Consider the following 15,413-nt stretch of genomic DNA (forward strand, 5'->3'; position numbering starts at 1 on the left):
TCTCTCCGGCCGACCCTGGCTCCCGGGGCTCACCGCACACTCTCGGTCACGGTCGCCCGGACGGCGACCCTCCCGCTCTGACGGAACCACAGGCTGTACGGCAGCGTCTGCCCGGCCTTCAGCTCGGGCGGATCCAGGATCACAACTCCGAGGCCGCCCGGCGCCATGCGTACCGTGCCGCCTGCCGGGACATCGACGGCCCATACAGGATCCGTACGCCCTGTCCCGGCCCGGCGCACCGTACGGCGGAGGATGCTGACGCCCAGTTCCGTCGAGTCCGCGTACAGCAGGGTGTCCTTCGACGGGCCGGCGTTGCGGACCTCGAAGTAGGCGGTGGTGGAGCCGGAGCCCGCGGGTGCCGCGATGATGCGCGCGTCGACGACGGTGATCCTGGGCGGCGCTTCGCCTGCCGCGCCGGTCGCGGTGTAGGCCACCAGCAGGGCCAGCGCACCACAGGAGGCACCCAATGGTGCCGCGACGGCCCGTAAGACGTTTCCCAAGGGCGTGTTCCGCTTCCGGCGCATCACACGCATCAGACTTCTCGGCTCCATGCGTCAGTGGTCGTGGCGCGGTCCCGGCTGGTTCCCGGCTCTTGCCGAGCCGACCGGTTCCGGCTGGTGGCGGCGGGGAAGGACCCCTCCGAAGTTCCTCGGTGGGCGACCTTCCCGGAGCCCTGCTGGGCTGCGTCGCGGGACTGGTGCTGGGCGGGCTGCTCCTTCTTCTGGTGGAGTCGGCGGCCTCGGGTCGGCGACCGGCTGCACCGCCGTGGAGGCTCGCTCGCACTTCAGTAGGCGCGGCTGAACAAAACGCTGGGCGAACAGGGGGGAACTCTGCGGTCCTTCGGCGCGACAACTTGTTCGTGGGGCCGACCGGAGAGTGGACACCCTCGGAGTGTGTCCGCGTTGCCGACCGTGTCACGCAACGGCTGCATTCCCTGCCCTCGTCCGCTGACCTCCGGAGAACCGTATGACACCAGAGATGGACAACGCCTTCGCCGCGATCAGAGCCGGGTTCGGTGCGGAATCGATCACGCGGGTCGAGCGGATGCTGGAGCCGGGCGGTAGCGAACGGCATCCACTGCAGAAGGGAGCCAAGTGGATCATGCCGGGGCTCTCTCCCACTCCCTGGCACAGCCCGTACTCCTACGCCGAACTGGCCCCCGTCGTCCATGAACTGGAAGCCAGTCATCAGGTGATCAAGAAAGAGCTGAATGCCGCATGGGCGGCGCGCCGGGAGGCGTTCTCGAAATACGAGCACTACCTGACCCGCCAGGAGAACTGGCAGGCCCTCTACCTCTTCCGTGAAGGAGGTCTCGTCGAGGAGTCCGCCGCCATGACTCCCACTGCCTATCAGGTGCTGAAAGACGTGGCCGTCGACACGGAGAAGATATGTCCTCTCCTGGAATGCCATTTCTCCACCCTGTTGCCGGGCGCCGTCATCGAACCCCACTGCGACCTGTGGAACTTCAGCATCAACCTGCATCTCGCGGTGGACATCCCCGACGGGTGCAGCATCACGGTCGCCGGAGAGACGCGCTCCTGGGAAGAGGGAAAGTGCCTGCTCTTCGACTACTCCTTCGAACATGAGGCACGCAACTCCGGGACCAGGCCGCGAACCTGCCTGCTCATCGACCTCTGGCATCCGGAGACCACTGTTCCGGAACGCCGGGCGCTCGTCGCCCTGATGGCTGAGATTCGGCGGCTCATGGGGGAGAGGTGACACGGGGAAAGTAATTTCTTCGACCCCTTGATTTCCTCTACCGGCAGTTTTCGACTGCCGGGTGAAAGGGCTGCCCTGATATTCCGTGAACACGCCTTGCTGTTCGGGAAGTTAGCCATTCACAAGCCGGATCCGGGCTGCTACCGTGACTGAAAATGATCAGCCTGCTGGAATTCTCTTCGCGAGAATTCTGTGTATTGCGATACCAAAGGGGGTTATCGATGATGTCCGCGACAGAGCCGGTAACGACTCCGCTGCGAAAGCCACTTGGACTTCCTCTGTTTGTGCTGGCGTTGGGCCAACTCGTCATCTCGCTCGACTACAACATCGTGTACGTCGCGCTGCCGGACATCGGCGCCGGGCTGGGATTCTCCGACCACGATCTGCAGTGGGTGGTGAGCGCCTACGTCGTGGCCACGGGAGGCTTCCTGCTGCTGGGCGGCCGGGCCGCGGATCTACTGGGCAGGCGACGGATGTTCGTCGTCGCGGCGCTGCTGTACGCGGGCTCGTCCCTCGTGGGCGGCCTGTCGGATTCGCCGGGCATCCTGGTGGCCGTCCGGGCGGTCCAGGGCGTCGGCGGTTCCCTGCTGTTCCCGGCGACGCTGTCCTTGATCAACACCCTGTACGACGAAGGACCCGACCGGAACCGCGCGTTGGCGGTGTGGGGTGCCGCGGGAGCCGGCGGGCTCTGCTTCGGTTCCCTGCTCGGCGGGGTCCTGGTGGAGGCGTTCGGCTGGCCGTCGGTGTTCTTCGTCAATGTGCCCGTGGCGGGGGCTCTCGCGGTGGCCGGGTGGTCGCTCTTTCCTGAGGACGGGCCGTGGGACCGCTCGCGGCACTTCGACGTGGCGGGCGCGCTGACCGCGACGGGCGGGATCACGCTCCTGGTGTTCCTGCTGGTGCAGGCCCCCGCGGAGGGCTGGGGCACGCCCGTGGCCCTGGGGAGCGCGGTCGTGTCCGTCGGGCTGCTGACGCTCTTCGCCGTCGTGGAGAGGCGATCCCGTGATCCGCTCGTACCGGCACGGCTGTTCGCCCACCGCGGCCTGCTCGCGGCCATGGGGGTGACCGCCCTGTTCAGTGCCACGTTCAGCTCGGTGCCGTACTTCCTGACCCTCTACTTCCAGACCGTCCACGGCTACAGCGCGGTCGCGACCGGGCTCGCGTTCCTTGTACCCGCCGTGGTGGTGGCCATCGGTACCCAGGCCGGCGAAGGGGCCGTGTCCGCCTTCGGCGTGCACCGCATGCTGGTGGGCGGCATGGCGCTGGGCGCCGCCGGAGCCGCGGCCCTCGGTCTGGCACTCACCTCGAACGGGTCGTATTCCACGCTACTGCCCGGGATCGTGCTGATGGGCCTCGGCCAGGGGGCCGCGTGGACGGGCATGTGGATCGCCGCCTCCGCCGGAGTAGCCCCCGGAGACCAGGGCATCGCCTCGGGACTGGCATCGACCACCCTGCAGACCGGCGGCTCGGTGGGCCTCGCCGTGCTCGTCGCGCTCGCCGGCGGCGTCGGGCAGAGTGCCTCGGGTCCCGGGCTCCTCGACGGCATCCGTACCGCCGTCTTCGTGATCGCGGGCGGCATCGGATGTGGTGCGCTCGCACTGCTTGTCCTGCGCAGGGCGACCGGGACCAGCGGTCCCTAGGCCCTCCCCTCCTCGCGGCTTCCCTTTTCACTTTCCCTTCCCGTGTCCGGGCTGCCCGGCCGTCCTCCGTCATGCCAGGAGAACCTCATGTCCCCTATCGCCGCCGGCCCTTCCACCGCTCCGGCCGCCGTCCTGTGCGGGCTGGCCGGATGGGTGCCGTCCCGTGTGGTGACCAACGAGCACCTCGCGCGACGGCTCGACACCGACGACGCGTGGATTCGCACCCGGACCGGGATTCGCCGGCGGCACGTCGTCGAGCCCGGACAGGCGACGTCCGACCTGGCCGTCGAAGCCGGCCGCCGGGCTCTCGCCTCCGCCGCGACGGACCGGGTCGACGCCGTCGTCGTCGCCACGACGACCCCCGACCACACCTGTCCGGCCACCGCGCCGGCGGTCGCGTCGCGACTCGGTCTGGCGGGGGCGGCCGCCTTCGACGTCGGCGCCGTGTGTACCGGGTTCGTCTACGGGCTCGCCTCGGCCGCCGGTCTCATCGCGGCCGGCGTGGCCGAACGGGTGCTGCTCATCGGGGCGGACACCTACTCCACGATCGTGGATCCGCTGGACCGGGCCAACGCGATCATCTTCGGCGACGGGGCCGGAGCCGTCGTCCTGCGCGCCGGGCAACCCGATGAGCCGGGCGCGGTCGGCCACTTCGACCTCGGCAGCGACGGCGCCCACGAGGACCTGATCATGGTCGCGGCCGGCGGCTCCCGTCAGCGCTCCCGACCGGGCGAACTCAGCCGCCAGGACCGGCACTTCGCCATGCGGGGCAAAGAGGTCTACCGCCACGCGGTGACGCGCATGGCCGAGTCCGCGCGCGCCACGCTGTCCCGGGCCGGCTGGAAGATCGACGACATCGACCACTTCATACCCCACCAGGCCAACCTGCGGATCCTGCACTCGGTGGCCGACGACCTCGGTCTCCCACGGGAGCGCTGTGTGACCCATGTCGAGGCCGTCGGCAACACCGGCGCCGCGTCCATCCCGCTCGCCCTCGCCGACGCGGCCGCCGGTCAAGTGATCCGCCCCGGCGACCGGCTTCTGCTCACCGCCTTCGGAGGTGGCCTCACCTGGGGATCCTGCCTGCTGACCTGGCCCGCGCTGCCCGCGCCGGGCCATCCGCACGACCTCTATGACCAAGGAGAACGGACGACGTCATGAGCACCACCTACGAGCAGTTGGTCGGCATCCTCGCAAGGCTGCACGACGCACCGGCGGACCGGATCCGCCCCGAGGCAACCCTCGGCGAACTGGACGTCGACTCGCTGACGACCGTCGAGATCAGCATCCGCATCGAGCGTGACCTCGGCGTGAAGGTCGGCGACGACGAACTCCAGCCCGACCTCACGCTCGGCGGCATCGCCGGGCTCGTCGACGCCCGACAAACGGCCCTTTGACTCCTCCTCTCCTCGAAAGGCAGCACATGCAGATCAAAGAACAGCCCGGCAGCGCGATCGGCGCGACGGTCGAGGGATTCGACCACGCCACCGCCTCGGACGCCGACATCGACGTCGTCAAGAGCACCGTCTACACGAAGAAGATCGCCGTTCTGAAGGGCCAGGACCTCTCGCCCCAGGAGTTCCTCGCACTTGGCACGCGGCTGGGCCGGCCGGAGACCTACTACGAACCGATGTACCAGCATCCGGAGGTCACCGAGATATTCGTCTCCTCCAACGTGCCGGAGAACGGAAAGCAGATAGGCGTCCCGAAGACCGGTAAATTCTGGCACGCCGACTACCAGTTCATGCCGGACCCGTTCGGCATCACCTTGATCTACCCCCAGGTCATTCCGGAGAAGAACCGCGGCACGTACTTCATCGACATGGGCCGGGCGTACAACAGGCTGCCCGACGATCTCAAGAAGGAAATCGGCGAGACGTACTGCCGGCACTCCGTCCGCAAGTACTTCAAGATCCGGCCCCACGATGTCTACCGCCCCATCTCCGAGATCATCGACGAGGTCGAGCGGAAGACACCGGCTGTCGTCCAGCCGACCACGTTCACCCACCCCATGACCGGCGAGACGGTCCTCTACATCAGTGAGGGCTTCACCGTCGGCATCGAGGACCAGAACGGCAAGCCGCTCGACGACGAGCTCCTCAAGCGGCTGTTCGACGCCACCGGCCAGCTCGACGAGTCCTTCGAGCACGACAACATCCACCTGCAGAGCTTCGAGCAGGGCGACCTGCTGGTCTGGGACAACCGCAGCCTCATCCACCGCGCCCGGCACACGACCACGCCGGAGCCGACCGTCTCCTACCGCCTCACCGTGCACGACGAACGCAGGCTCCACGACGGGATCACGGCGGCATGACGGACGAAGCCCTGCTGGCGCAAGTGCTGACGCCGTACAAGGACCACTGCAAGTACCTGAGTTCGGCCGTCGTGACGGAAACCGACGGACGCGCTTTTGCCCGCTGCGAGTTCGAGATCCCCGAGTCGTGCTACATCGACGACACCGGACATCTGAATTCCGTCGAGGTGAACATCTGCTACAACCAGATGATGTATTACCTCGTCGCCAAGTCCGTGAAGGAAGGACTGGGGACGGGATTCGAATCCTGGACGCTGGACGACTTCTGGAAGCGCCAGCTCCCGGACATTCTCATCGCCCGCTTCTCATCGAATTTCCGGCGCCCGGTCAATCCCCGTGTGTTCTCCGGGGAGATGGAGTTCCGGTCCGTGACCCGGCGTGCCCCGGTCGGCGCGAGCCCGTTCCTGCACGCCGATACGGCCTTCCGTTACTGGGACGCCGACGCGGGCCGCTGCGACGGCGAGGCGACCCTGGCGTTCGTCAACGTCCCCTGACACGAGACTGGAGACCCACGACCATGGACCGGCTCCACCATCCGCAGCTCCAGACACTCGTCCAGACCACGAGCTTCCACGCACAGCACCAGCCCACCACCCCCGCGGTCCTCTGCGAGGGCCGCACACTGACCTACGAGCAACTGCACCGCGAGAGCAACCGCATCGCCAACGCCCTGCAGGCCGCCGGACTCACGCCGGGCGACCGGGTCGCGTATCTCGGCAAGGAGTCCGAGCACTACTACGAGATCCTCTTCGGCTGCGCCAAGAGCGGCACCGTCCTGGTGCCCGTCAACTGGCGACTCACCGCGCCCGAGGTCAGCCACATCCTGCAGGACTCCGGCACCCGACTGCTCTTCCTGGAGGACGAGTTCGGACCGATCGTCGAGAAGATGCCGACCGCGCCCCCCGAAACGGTCGTCACACTCGGAGAATCCTTCGCCGCATGGAAGGCGTCTCACTCCGACACCGACCCGAAGCCGTACGACGCTACCCCTGACACCCCGGTCGCCCAGCTCTACACCAGCGGCACCACCGGACTGCCCAAGGGCGTCGTGCTCGCCCACCGCAGCTTCTTCGCGATCCGCGACGCCCTGGCGAGCGAGGGGCTGGACTGGATCGACTGGTGCGTCGGGGACATCGCACTGATCGGCATCCCCGGGTTCCACATCGGTGGCCTGTGGTGGGCCACGCAGAACTTCAACGCCGGAACCACCGTCGTCGCGATGCGCGCCTTCGCCGCCCGCCAGGCCGTCGACCTGATCCGCGACCTCGGTATCACCACGGCCTGCGTCGTGCCCGCCATGCTCCGCATGATGCTGACCGAACCCGGCGTCAGCGCAAAGGACTTCACCACTCTGCGCAAGACGGTCTACGGCGGCTCCCCGATCTCCGAGGCACTGCTGGAGGAGAGCCTCGCCGTCCTGGAGTGCGAGTTCGCCCAGATCTACGGCCTCACCGAGACCGGCAACACGGCCGTGTGCCTGCCACCGGCCGCCCACGTTCCCGGCGGCACGCTCATGCAGGCCGCCGGCCGGCCGTATCCGGGCGTACGCAGCAAGGTGATCGACGGTGAGGGGCGCGAACTGCCGCCGGGCGCGCTCGGGGAGGTCTGCCTGGCCACACCCGCCCGCATGGTCGAGTACTGGGGACTGCCCGACAAGACCGCCGAGACCCTCGTCGACGGCTGGATCCACACCGGAGACGCCGGCTACGTCGACGAGGACGGCTACATCTTCATCCGCGACCGCATCAAGGACGCGATCCTCGTCGCAGGCGAGAACGTCTACCCGGCCGAGATCGAGAACGTCCTGGAGGGCCACCCCGGAGTCGCCGAGGCCGTTGTCGTCGGCGCCCCCGACGAGCGCTGGGGCGAGTACGTGCACGCCTTCGTCGTCCCCGCACCCGAGCAGCGGCCCAGCCCCCGGGACCTGCACACCTTCCTCGTCCCGCAACTCGCGAGCTTCAAGCTGCCCGCCCGCTACGAGTTCATCGACAGCGTCCCGCGCAACCCCAGCGGCAAGATTCTGCGCCGCGAACTACGCGACCGCTTCTGGGACGACTCCGCACGCAAGGTCAACTGACCGGCCGCCGACGCGCCACCGAGAGCCAACGAGCTACCGAGAGAGAACGACATGCCTGCTCCCCTCACGCTGGAGGGCTTCCGCGCGGACCTGGCGGAGTTCCTCTTCCAGCAGCCCGATGAAGTCGACCTCGAAGAGCACCCCGTCTACGCCGGGCTGGACTCCCTGCACATCGTCACCCTCATCGAACGGTGGCGGGAAACCGGCCTGGATGTGTCTTTCATCGAACTCGCCGAGTGCACCTCGTTCGACCAGTGGTGGCAGCTGCTCTCCGCACGTCAGGGGGGAACGGACCATGCCACCGCGTGACGACGCCATGAACGGCACAGGAGACACGGCCGACCGGCATCCGTTGCTGGCCGCCCAGGAAGGCATCTGGACCGGCCAGCAGCTCGACCCGGACAGCCCCGCGTACAACACGGCCGAGTACGTGCACATCGACGGGCCGGTGGACTCGGCCGTCTTCGGCACGGCACTGCACCATGTCGTCGCGGAAACGGAGGCCCTCAACGTCGCCTTCGTCGTCGACGAGCAGGGGAGGCCCTGGCAGACGGATGCCCCAGCCGGGCACTGGCGCCTGCACACAGCAGATCTCACCGCCGAGCCCGACCCGCACGCGGCGGCCCTGGCCTGGATGGACCGGGACATGGCCCGCCCTGTCGACCTTGCCCGCGGACCCGTCTTCGGCCACGCCCTGCTGCGGATCGCACCGGAGCAGTACCTCTGGTACCACCGGGTGCACCACATCGCCCTCGACGGCTTCGGTCTGTCGCTGGTCGCCCGCCGGGCCGCCGAGGTCTACACGGCCCTGACGGTGGGCGAGCCGGTGGCGGACAGCGGCTTCGGCACCCTGGCCGCGGTGCGGGACGAGGAACGCGCCTACCGGGAGTCGGCCCGGTTCGCCAAGGACCGCGACTACTGGGCGGACCGGTTCGCGGACCGGCCGCCCGTGGCGACACCCGCCGGCCGTACGGCCCTGCCCGCGCGCACCTTCCACCGACGGGTGGTGGACCTCGGGGCGGACCGGACGGAGACCCTCCGTGCCGTCGCCCGCGACCTCAAGGTCACCTGGTCAGAGGTCCTGCTGGCGCTGACCGCGGCCCAGCTGCACCACGTGACCGGAGCCCCGGAGATCGTCCTCAGCCTGCCGGTGATGGGGCGCCTCGGCTCGGTCTCGCTCCGTGTTCCCTGCATGGTCCGCAACATCCTGCCCCTGCGCGTGACGGTCACCGCGTCGGACAGTCTGCGCGACCTCGCGGCCAGGATCTCCCGCGAGTTGCGCGCCGGGCTGCCACACCAGCGCTACCGCTACGAACAACTGCGGCGCGACCTCAGACTCGTCGGAGGCCAGCGCCGGCTGTCCGGACCGGGCGTCAACATCATGCCTTTCGAGTACGACCTGCGGTTCGCCGGACACCGCAGCACGGTCCACAACGTCTCCGCGGGCCCCGTCGACGACCTGTCCGTCAACGTCTACGACCGCTCCGAGGGCGCGGGCCTGCGCGTCGCCGTGGACGCCAACCCCGACCTCTACGACGAGGCGGCCGTCGCCGCGCTCCAGGAGGGACTGTTCTCCCTCCTCGGGGAGGCCGTCGCCGCCCCCGACCGGGCGCTCGGTGAGCTGAGTACGCGCCAGGCCGTTCCCATCCTGGACGGAGGGCCGCTGCCCGGCCCCGTGCGACCGGTCCTCGACCTGATCGCCGACCATGCCGCCCGGCGCGGCGGATCCATCGCTGTCGAGGACGACGGGCGCAGCATCACGTACGCCCAGCTCTTCGGCTCGGCACGTGACCTCGCCCGCCGACTGGCGGCCCGTCAGGTAGGCCGCGGCGACCTGGTGGCCGTCGCCCTGCCCCGCGGCATCGACGCCATCACCGCCATCCTGGGCGTCCTGCTCTCCGGCGCCGCCTACTGTCCGCTCGACCCGACCGCGCCCCGGACGCGCAGAACGGAGCTGCTGGATGATGCCCGGCCCGCACTCGTCCTGACGACCAGCGCCCACGCCGACCACTACGCGGCCCGGCCTGTTCTGCAACTCGACCGGCCGGAACCCGAGTCCGAAGAAGCACCCCGGTCGACGGCACCGACACCGGAGGACCTCGCCTACCTCATCCACACCTCGGGCTCCACCGGGCGCCCCAAGGGCGTCGAGATCGGCCACCACGCCCTCGCGCACTTCGTCACCGGGGCCACACACCGCTACGGCCTCCACCATGGGGACCGTGTCCTGCAGTTCGCCGCCCTGCACTTCGACACCAGCGTCGAGGAGGTTTTCCTCACTCTGTGCGTGGGCGCCACGCTCGTCGTCCGTACCGACGACATGACCGACTCGATCCCCGGGTTCCTGGACGCCTGCGCACGGCTGCGGATCAGCTTCCTCGACCTGCCCACGGCCTACTGGCACGAACTGGCCTACGCGATCTCGACCGGCACCGCCGCCCTCCCCGCCGAGGTGCGCACCGTCGTCATCGGCGGCGAGGCGGCCCTCCCCGAGCGGGTCGACCGCTGGCGCAAGGCCGTCGGCACGTCCGTCCGGCTGCTGAACACCTACGGCCCGACCGAGGCCACCGTCGTCGCCACCGTCGCTGACCTCCACGACCCTTCCCCCGCCCCGGGAGACGTACCCATCGGACTGCCGCTCCCCGGCACCCGCGCCGCGGTCGTCGACGGTGAACTCCACCTACTCGGCGACAACCTGGCCCTCGGCTACCGGGGAGACCGCCCACCGGACGCCGCCCGCTTCGCCCCTCTCGACGTGCTGCCCGGTGCGCCCCGCGCCTACCGCACCGGCGACCTCGTACGGATCGGCGACGACGGGCAGCTGCGCTACCTGGGCCGGTCGGACACCGAGTTCAAGATCAGCGGACATCGCGTGCACCCCGCCGAGGTCGAGAGCACACTCCTGGCCCACCCGGGGGTCCGCGACGCCGCCGTCGTGGGACAGGTGCTGACGGACGGGACACGGCGCCTGGTCGCACACGTCGTCCCGGACGGGCCCGCCCCGGCCGTGGCTCTGGTCAGGGACCACCTCCGGGCGGCCCTGCCCGCGGCGATGATCCCGTCGGCCGTCGAGTTCCTGGACCGCCTGCCCCGAACGAGCGCCGGAAAGATCGACAGGAACGCGCTCGCCACGATGACCCCCGACGCACACGGGCCGGCCCTCGACGCACAGGTGCCGGACCACGGTGCCGCGACAGCGGCGTACGACACCACGCTGGAACACACCATCGCCGCCGTCTGGCAACAGGTGCTCGCTGTGCCGGCCGTCTCCGCGCGGGACGACGTGTTCGACCTGGGGGCCCAGTCGCTCCAGGTCATCCAGGTGGCCAACCGCCTCGGCGTCGAACTGCGCCGCGACGTGAAGGTCGCCTGGCTCTTCCAGCACCCGACGCCTGCCGAGTTGGCGAGGTTCTTGGAGCAGCAGGGGCAGGCCCAAGTCCAACCGCGGCCGGCCGGTTCCGGCTTTCCGGCGACCCTGCTCGCCGACGCCATCCTCGATCCCGACATCCACCCAGGCGGCGATCCTCCCCGGGCGGTCGGCACACCGGACCGGGTCCTGCTCACCGGCGCCACCGGCTTCGTGGGCGTGCACCTGCTGGCCGAACTCCTCACGAGCACCGACGCGGAGGTCGTCTGCACCGTCAGGGCCCCGAGCCCCGCAGAGGCTGCCGCCCGCATCCAGCAGGCCCTGGAAATCCACCAGATCCCCCTTGCGGACGTAGCGCGAAAGCGCATCACGGCGGTGCCTGCGGACCTCGCCCGCCCCCGCCTCGGCCTGGATGAGGCGCTCTTCGCCGAACTCGCGCGCACCTGCGGCGCGATCGTCCACAACGGCGCGACCGTCAGCATCATGCGCGAGTACTCCACCCTCCGCGCCGCCAACACCGAGTCCACCAGGGACCTTTTGCGCATGGCGGCCGCCCGCTCCACCCCCCTGCACTTCGTCTCGACCCTCTCCGTTGCCCCACCGAGCGGCCTTGCTTCAGAGGTGCCGGAGGCGTTCCTCCCGCCCCACCCCGGACTGCGATACGGCTACCAGCAGTCGAAGTGGGCCGCCGAACGCCTGCTGGAACAGGCCGCCGAGCGGGGCCTGCCGGTCACCGTGCACCGCCTCGGACGAATCGTCGGCCCGCACGCCACCGGCTACGTGAACGAGCGGGACTTCCTCTGGAGCGTGCTGCGCGCGGGGGTGCCCGCGGGCATCGTGCCCGACCTGTTCGAGGAGGAGACCTGGACACCGGTCGACCACGTCGCCCAGGCCCTCGTCCACCTCTGCCTCGAACAGCGCCCGCCTACCGCCACGGTCTTCAACCACGCCACCACCTTGATGCGGCTGAGCGACGTCTATAACTGGCTGGAGGAGTACGGCTATCCGCTGCGCCGCATGCCGCTGGCCCAGTGGCGCGCGGAGCTGCAGCGCTCATCCGGGGCCTCCGGCGCGGCGGCGACCACGCTCGCCTTCTTCGACTCCTGGGACGCGGGCACCGACGACGCGACCGGGCTCGAGCTACGCCTGGGACGCGTCCGCACCGACAACGTCGTGACCGGACTGCACGGCAGCGGCATCACCTGCCCGTCCGTCGACCGAGACCTCGTCTTCCGCTACCTCGACCACTGCGTCGCCACTGGAACGCTGCCCGCCCCGGCCGGGAAACAGGGCCATCTCGCAGCGCCCGCACAGTAGTTGGATCTCTGAGGAACTTCCGGGCTTCACCCCCCGACTACTGCATCAGAACCCGTCGCCTCATGAGCACCCCGCAGCAAGGAGTCAGCATGTCGAAGAAACGGCCGCTCGCCATAGCCCTGGCCGGCGCCCTCTGTCTGGTCACTGCGGCATGCGCCGACTCCTCGACCGACAAGGCCGACGACACCGGCGACAACGCGTCCGCGGCCGCCGCGAAGTCCGGCTACCCGGTGACCCTCGACAACTGCGGAGTGCCGGAGAAATTCACCAAGGCGCCCAGCCGCGTGGTCACCATGAACGGCGCCTCGGTCGCCGAGGTCTCCACGCTGCTCGCCCTCGGCCTCGGCGACCGCATCGTCGCCAACCAGCAGAGCTACGGGATGTCCGAGGTGGCGGGCCGCGCCAAAGCCATCAAGGCCCTGCCCACCGGCGACGTCAAGCTCAACGACGCCTTCGACATCCCCCGCGAGGCGATGATCGGGCTGCGCCCCGACCTGGTGCTGTCCACGACCTCCTACGGCTTCGACGAGAAGAACGGCTTCGCCACCCGCCAGCAGCTCAAGGAAGTGGGCGCGGGCACCTACGTATCCCCGCAGGGCTGCGACCAGGACACCTCCAAGATGACCATCGCCGACAGCTACACGCTGCTGCGCGACATGGGCAAGATCTTCAACTTGAGTGGCCACGCCGAGAAGCTGATCGCCGCGTCGGAGAAGAACATCGCCAATGTCTCCGCCAAGGTGAAGGGTGAGAAGCAGCCGAAGGTCATGGTCCTGTTCTCCAACATGGCGATGGGCGGCAACGACTTCAGCTCGGTCGTCGCCAAGGGCATCTACAACGACATCCTCGCCAAGGCCGGCGGCCGCAACGCCTTCGAATCGGCCTCCAAGACCTCCTTTGCCGACCTGAGCAAGGAGAAGGTGGCCGCCACCGACGTCGACGCGCTCGTCGTCATCGGCTACAACGACCCCGACCCGGCGGCCTACGCCAAGAAACTGCTGAAGGAGTTCCCCCAGTGGCCGGCCGCGAAGAACAACAAGTACGTGACCGTGTCGGACTCGATGTACCTCGGCCCGAGCAACGACCTGGCCGTCGAGAAGATCGCCAAGATGCTGCACCCCGACAAGTTCTGAACCAGATCCCCAGCCGCCTGCGGTTGCCGCTCGCGGTCGTCGGGCTGCTGGTCGTCCTCGGTGCCGTCATGGTGGTGGCGGTGAGCATCGGCTCGGTCAACATCCCGGTGGCCGACGTATGGGGAATCCTCCTGCACCACATCACCGGCCGGGGAGCAACCGAAGACCCGGCGCTCGACCAGATCGTGTGGACCTTCCGGGCGCCCCGCGTCGCCCTGGCCGCACTGGTCGGCGCGGGACTGGCCGTTGCCGGCGCGGTACTCCAGACCCTGGTCTCCAACCCGCTCGCCGACCCGATCGTCCTCGGCTTCTCCTACGGCGCCTCGCTGGGCGCCGTGCTCGTCATCACACTCGGCGGCGCCGCGCTCGGCGGCCTGGCAGGTCTCGGTGTGTCCGGCGCGGCGTTCGTCGGTGCCCTGGCGGCCGGGGCCCTGGTCTTCGCGCTGGGCCAGCGACGGGGCCGGCTGGCCCCGACCCGGCTGGTGCTGGCCGGAGTTGCGGTCGGCTATGTCCTGCTGTCGATGACCAGCTTCGTTCAGCTGCTGGCAACGCCCACCGAACTGCGGACCGTCATGTTCTGGATGCTCGGCAGCGTCGCCGGTGCCCAGTGGGACCAACTGCCCACCGTCACCGTGGTGGTCCTGGCGAGCACCGTCGTGCTGACCCTGTTCGGACGGCGACTCAACGCCCTGCTGGCCGGCGACGAGTCCGCCACCGCGCTCGGTGTGGACGTCAACCGACTGCGCGCCGTCCTACTGGTCATCAGCGCGCTGCTCACCGGCACCGTCATCGCCGCCGCCGGCGGCGTCGGCTTCGTCGGCCTGATGATCCCCCACCTGGTCCGCCTCACCACCGGCGCCGACCACCGCAGACTGCTGCCCCTGACCGCGCTCCTGGGTGCCATCTACCTCGTCCTCGTCGACCTGCTCTCCCGAACCGTCAACCGCCCCAACGAACTGCCGCTGGGCATCCTCACCGCCCTGCTCGGCGCCCCCTTCTTCCTGTGGCTGCTGCGCCGCAACAAGGGCCTGGACACCGTATGAAACTGATCGTTGACCAGCTCCACGTCACCCTGGATCGCAGGCCGATCCTCCGCGATGTGAACCTGGAGGCAGCCAAGGGCGACATCGTCGGACTCGTGGGCCCCAACGGCAGCGGCAAGTCCACCCTCCTCCGTACGGTCTACCGCTCGCTACGGCCGGCCGACGGTGTAGTCCGGGTGGGCGACGACGACGTATGGGAGCTGTCTCCGCGCTCCGCCGCCCGCCGCACGGCGGCTGTCCTCCAGGACGCCGGCACCACCACCGGCCTGACCGTGACCGAGATCGTCGCCCTGGGACGCACGCCCCACCACGGCCTGATGGGCCGGGACGGTGCCGAGGACCACCGGGCCGTGACGGAGGCAATCGACCGCTGCGGCGTCGCACCCTTCACGGACCGGGACTACGCCACCCTGTCCGGCGGCGAACGCCAACGTGTCCTGCTGGCCCGCGCTCTCGCCCAGCGGCCGCAGCTCCTGGTCCTGGACGAAGTCACCAACCACCTCGACATCCGCGCCCGGTTCGAGCTCCTGGACCTGATCCGCAGCACCGGGATCACCACCCTGGCGGTCCTGCACGACCTCGACCTCGCCGCCCGGCTCTGCGACCACCTCGTCGTGCTCCACGAGGGCGCGGTGGTGGCGGCAGGACCCGTACTGGAGGTTCTGACACCGGACCTCCTCCGCGACGTCTTCGGTGTACAGGGCGCCACGGAGCGATACGCCGACGGCGTCGTCCGGATCACGTACGCGGCCCAGCCACTCGCCCTCGACCGGGAGGCCGAGCCCGTCGACTGGTGACACACCATC

The 15,413-nt window shown here is 69.3% G+C and carries 13 protein-coding genes; 12 read left to right on the forward strand and 1 reads right to left on the reverse strand.

Translation table 11 applies throughout. The features are described from left to right. Positions 1-29: 29 nt before the first annotated feature. A complete protein-coding gene (locus tag ACYVO6_RS13425; RefSeq protein WP_461060714.1) occupies positions 30-500 on the reverse strand; it encodes a copper chaperone PCu(A)C in 471 nt (156 codons plus the stop codon). 466 nt (positions 501-966) lie between these two features. Between ACYVO6_RS13425 and ACYVO6_RS13430 the strand changes: the two genes are divergently transcribed. From ACYVO6_RS13430 to ACYVO6_RS13485, 12 genes are all read left to right on the forward strand, one after another. Then, positions 967-1,719 carry an aspartyl/asparaginyl beta-hydroxylase domain-containing protein gene (locus ACYVO6_RS13430; protein ID WP_461060716.1) on the forward strand — a complete coding sequence of 251 codons (753 nt, stop codon included), beginning with the start codon at positions 967-969 and terminating at the stop codon, positions 1,717-1,719. 224 nt (positions 1,720-1,943) lie between these two features. Continuing rightward, a complete protein-coding gene (locus ACYVO6_RS13435; protein WP_461061377.1) occupies positions 1,944-3,356 on the forward strand; it encodes an MFS transporter in 1,413 nt (470 codons plus the stop codon). An 87-nt stretch (positions 3,357-3,443) separates the two neighbouring features. Further along, positions 3,444-4,517 carry a beta-ketoacyl-ACP synthase III gene (locus ACYVO6_RS13440; protein WP_461060718.1) on the forward strand — a complete coding sequence of 358 codons (1,074 nt, stop codon included), beginning with the start codon at positions 3,444-3,446 and terminating at the stop codon, positions 4,515-4,517. Continuing rightward, the gene (locus ACYVO6_RS13445; RefSeq protein WP_461060720.1) at positions 4,514-4,753 is read left to right on the forward strand and encodes an acyl carrier protein; all 240 of its coding nucleotides are present in this window, start codon (positions 4,514-4,516) and stop codon (positions 4,751-4,753) included. Before ACYVO6_RS13440 ends, ACYVO6_RS13445 begins: the two co-directional genes overlap by 4 nt. A gap of 26 nt (positions 4,754-4,779) precedes the next feature. Continuing rightward, on the forward strand, positions 4,780-5,670 hold the full coding sequence (gene scoE, locus ACYVO6_RS13450; protein WP_461060722.1) for a (3R)-3-[(carboxymethyl)amino]fatty acid oxygenase/decarboxylase: 891 nt from the start codon (positions 4,780-4,782) through the stop codon (positions 5,668-5,670). Continuing rightward, positions 5,667-6,164 (forward strand): (2E)-enoyl-ACP glycyltransferase, encoded by a 498-nt coding sequence (gene scoD, locus ACYVO6_RS13455; RefSeq protein ID WP_461060724.1) that lies wholly within the window; start codon positions 5,667-5,669, stop codon positions 6,162-6,164. The genes scoE and scoD overlap by 4 nt, the downstream gene beginning before the upstream one ends. Positions 6,165-6,187: 23 nt before the next feature. Continuing rightward, on the forward strand, positions 6,188-7,747 hold the full coding sequence (locus tag ACYVO6_RS13460) for a fatty acid--CoA ligase (protein ID WP_461060726.1): 1,560 nt from the start codon (positions 6,188-6,190) through the stop codon (positions 7,745-7,747). A gap of 51 nt (positions 7,748-7,798) precedes the next feature. Beyond that, the gene (locus ACYVO6_RS13465) at positions 7,799-8,056 is read left to right on the forward strand and encodes a phosphopantetheine-binding protein (RefSeq protein WP_461060728.1); all 258 of its coding nucleotides are present in this window, start codon (positions 7,799-7,801) and stop codon (positions 8,054-8,056) included. Beyond that, a complete protein-coding gene (locus ACYVO6_RS13470) occupies positions 8,043-12,431 on the forward strand; it encodes an amino acid adenylation domain-containing protein (RefSeq protein ID WP_461060730.1) in 4,389 nt (1,462 codons plus the stop codon). Before ACYVO6_RS13465 ends, ACYVO6_RS13470 begins: the two co-directional genes overlap by 14 nt. A gap of 89 nt (positions 12,432-12,520) precedes the next feature. After that, complete coding sequence (locus tag ACYVO6_RS13475; RefSeq protein ID WP_461060732.1) at positions 12,521-13,564, forward strand: ABC transporter substrate-binding protein; 1,044 nt, start codon at positions 12,521-12,523, stop codon at positions 13,562-13,564. A gap of 68 nt (positions 13,565-13,632) precedes the next feature. After that, positions 13,633-14,607 carry a FecCD family ABC transporter permease gene (locus tag ACYVO6_RS13480; RefSeq protein WP_461061379.1) on the forward strand — a complete coding sequence of 325 codons (975 nt, stop codon included), beginning with the start codon at positions 13,633-13,635 and terminating at the stop codon, positions 14,605-14,607. Further along, entirely contained in the window at positions 14,604-15,404 is an 801-nt protein-coding gene (locus ACYVO6_RS13485) for an ABC transporter ATP-binding protein (protein ID WP_461060734.1), read from the forward strand. Before ACYVO6_RS13480 ends, ACYVO6_RS13485 begins: the two co-directional genes overlap by 4 nt. Positions 15,405-15,413 lie beyond the last annotated feature (9 nt).

The organism is Streptomyces pseudoechinosporeus, assembly GCF_054783935.1.

Coding starts and splice junctions, on each gene's coding strand:
- scoE (WP_461060722.1), top strand. CDS start 4,780: ATGCAGATCAAAGAACAGCCCGGCAGCGCGATCGGCGCGACGGTCGAG.
- scoD (WP_461060724.1), top strand. CDS start 5,667: ATGACGGACGAAGCCCTGCTGGCGCAAGTGCTGACGCCGTACAAGGAC.
- ACYVO6_RS13445 (WP_461060720.1), top strand. CDS start 4,514: ATGAGCACCACCTACGAGCAGTTGGTCGGCATCCTCGCAAGGCTGCAC.
- ACYVO6_RS13460 (WP_461060726.1), top strand. CDS start 6,188: ATGGACCGGCTCCACCATCCGCAGCTCCAGACACTCGTCCAGACCACG.
- ACYVO6_RS13465 (WP_461060728.1), top strand. CDS start 7,799: ATGCCTGCTCCCCTCACGCTGGAGGGCTTCCGCGCGGACCTGGCGGAG.
- ACYVO6_RS13440 (WP_461060718.1), top strand. CDS start 3,444: ATGTCCCCTATCGCCGCCGGCCCTTCCACCGCTCCGGCCGCCGTCCTG.
- ACYVO6_RS13430 (WP_461060716.1), top strand. CDS start 967: ATGACACCAGAGATGGACAACGCCTTCGCCGCGATCAGAGCCGGGTTC.
- ACYVO6_RS13470 (WP_461060730.1), top strand. CDS start 8,043: ATGCCACCGCGTGACGACGCCATGAACGGCACAGGAGACACGGCCGAC.
- ACYVO6_RS13485 (WP_461060734.1), top strand. CDS start 14,604: ATGAAACTGATCGTTGACCAGCTCCACGTCACCCTGGATCGCAGGCCG.
- ACYVO6_RS13475 (WP_461060732.1), top strand. CDS start 12,521: ATGTCGAAGAAACGGCCGCTCGCCATAGCCCTGGCCGGCGCCCTCTGT.
- ACYVO6_RS13480 (WP_461061379.1), top strand. CDS start 13,633: ATGGTGGTGGCGGTGAGCATCGGCTCGGTCAACATCCCGGTGGCCGAC.
- ACYVO6_RS13435 (WP_461061377.1), top strand. CDS start 1,944: ATGTCCGCGACAGAGCCGGTAACGACTCCGCTGCGAAAGCCACTTGGA.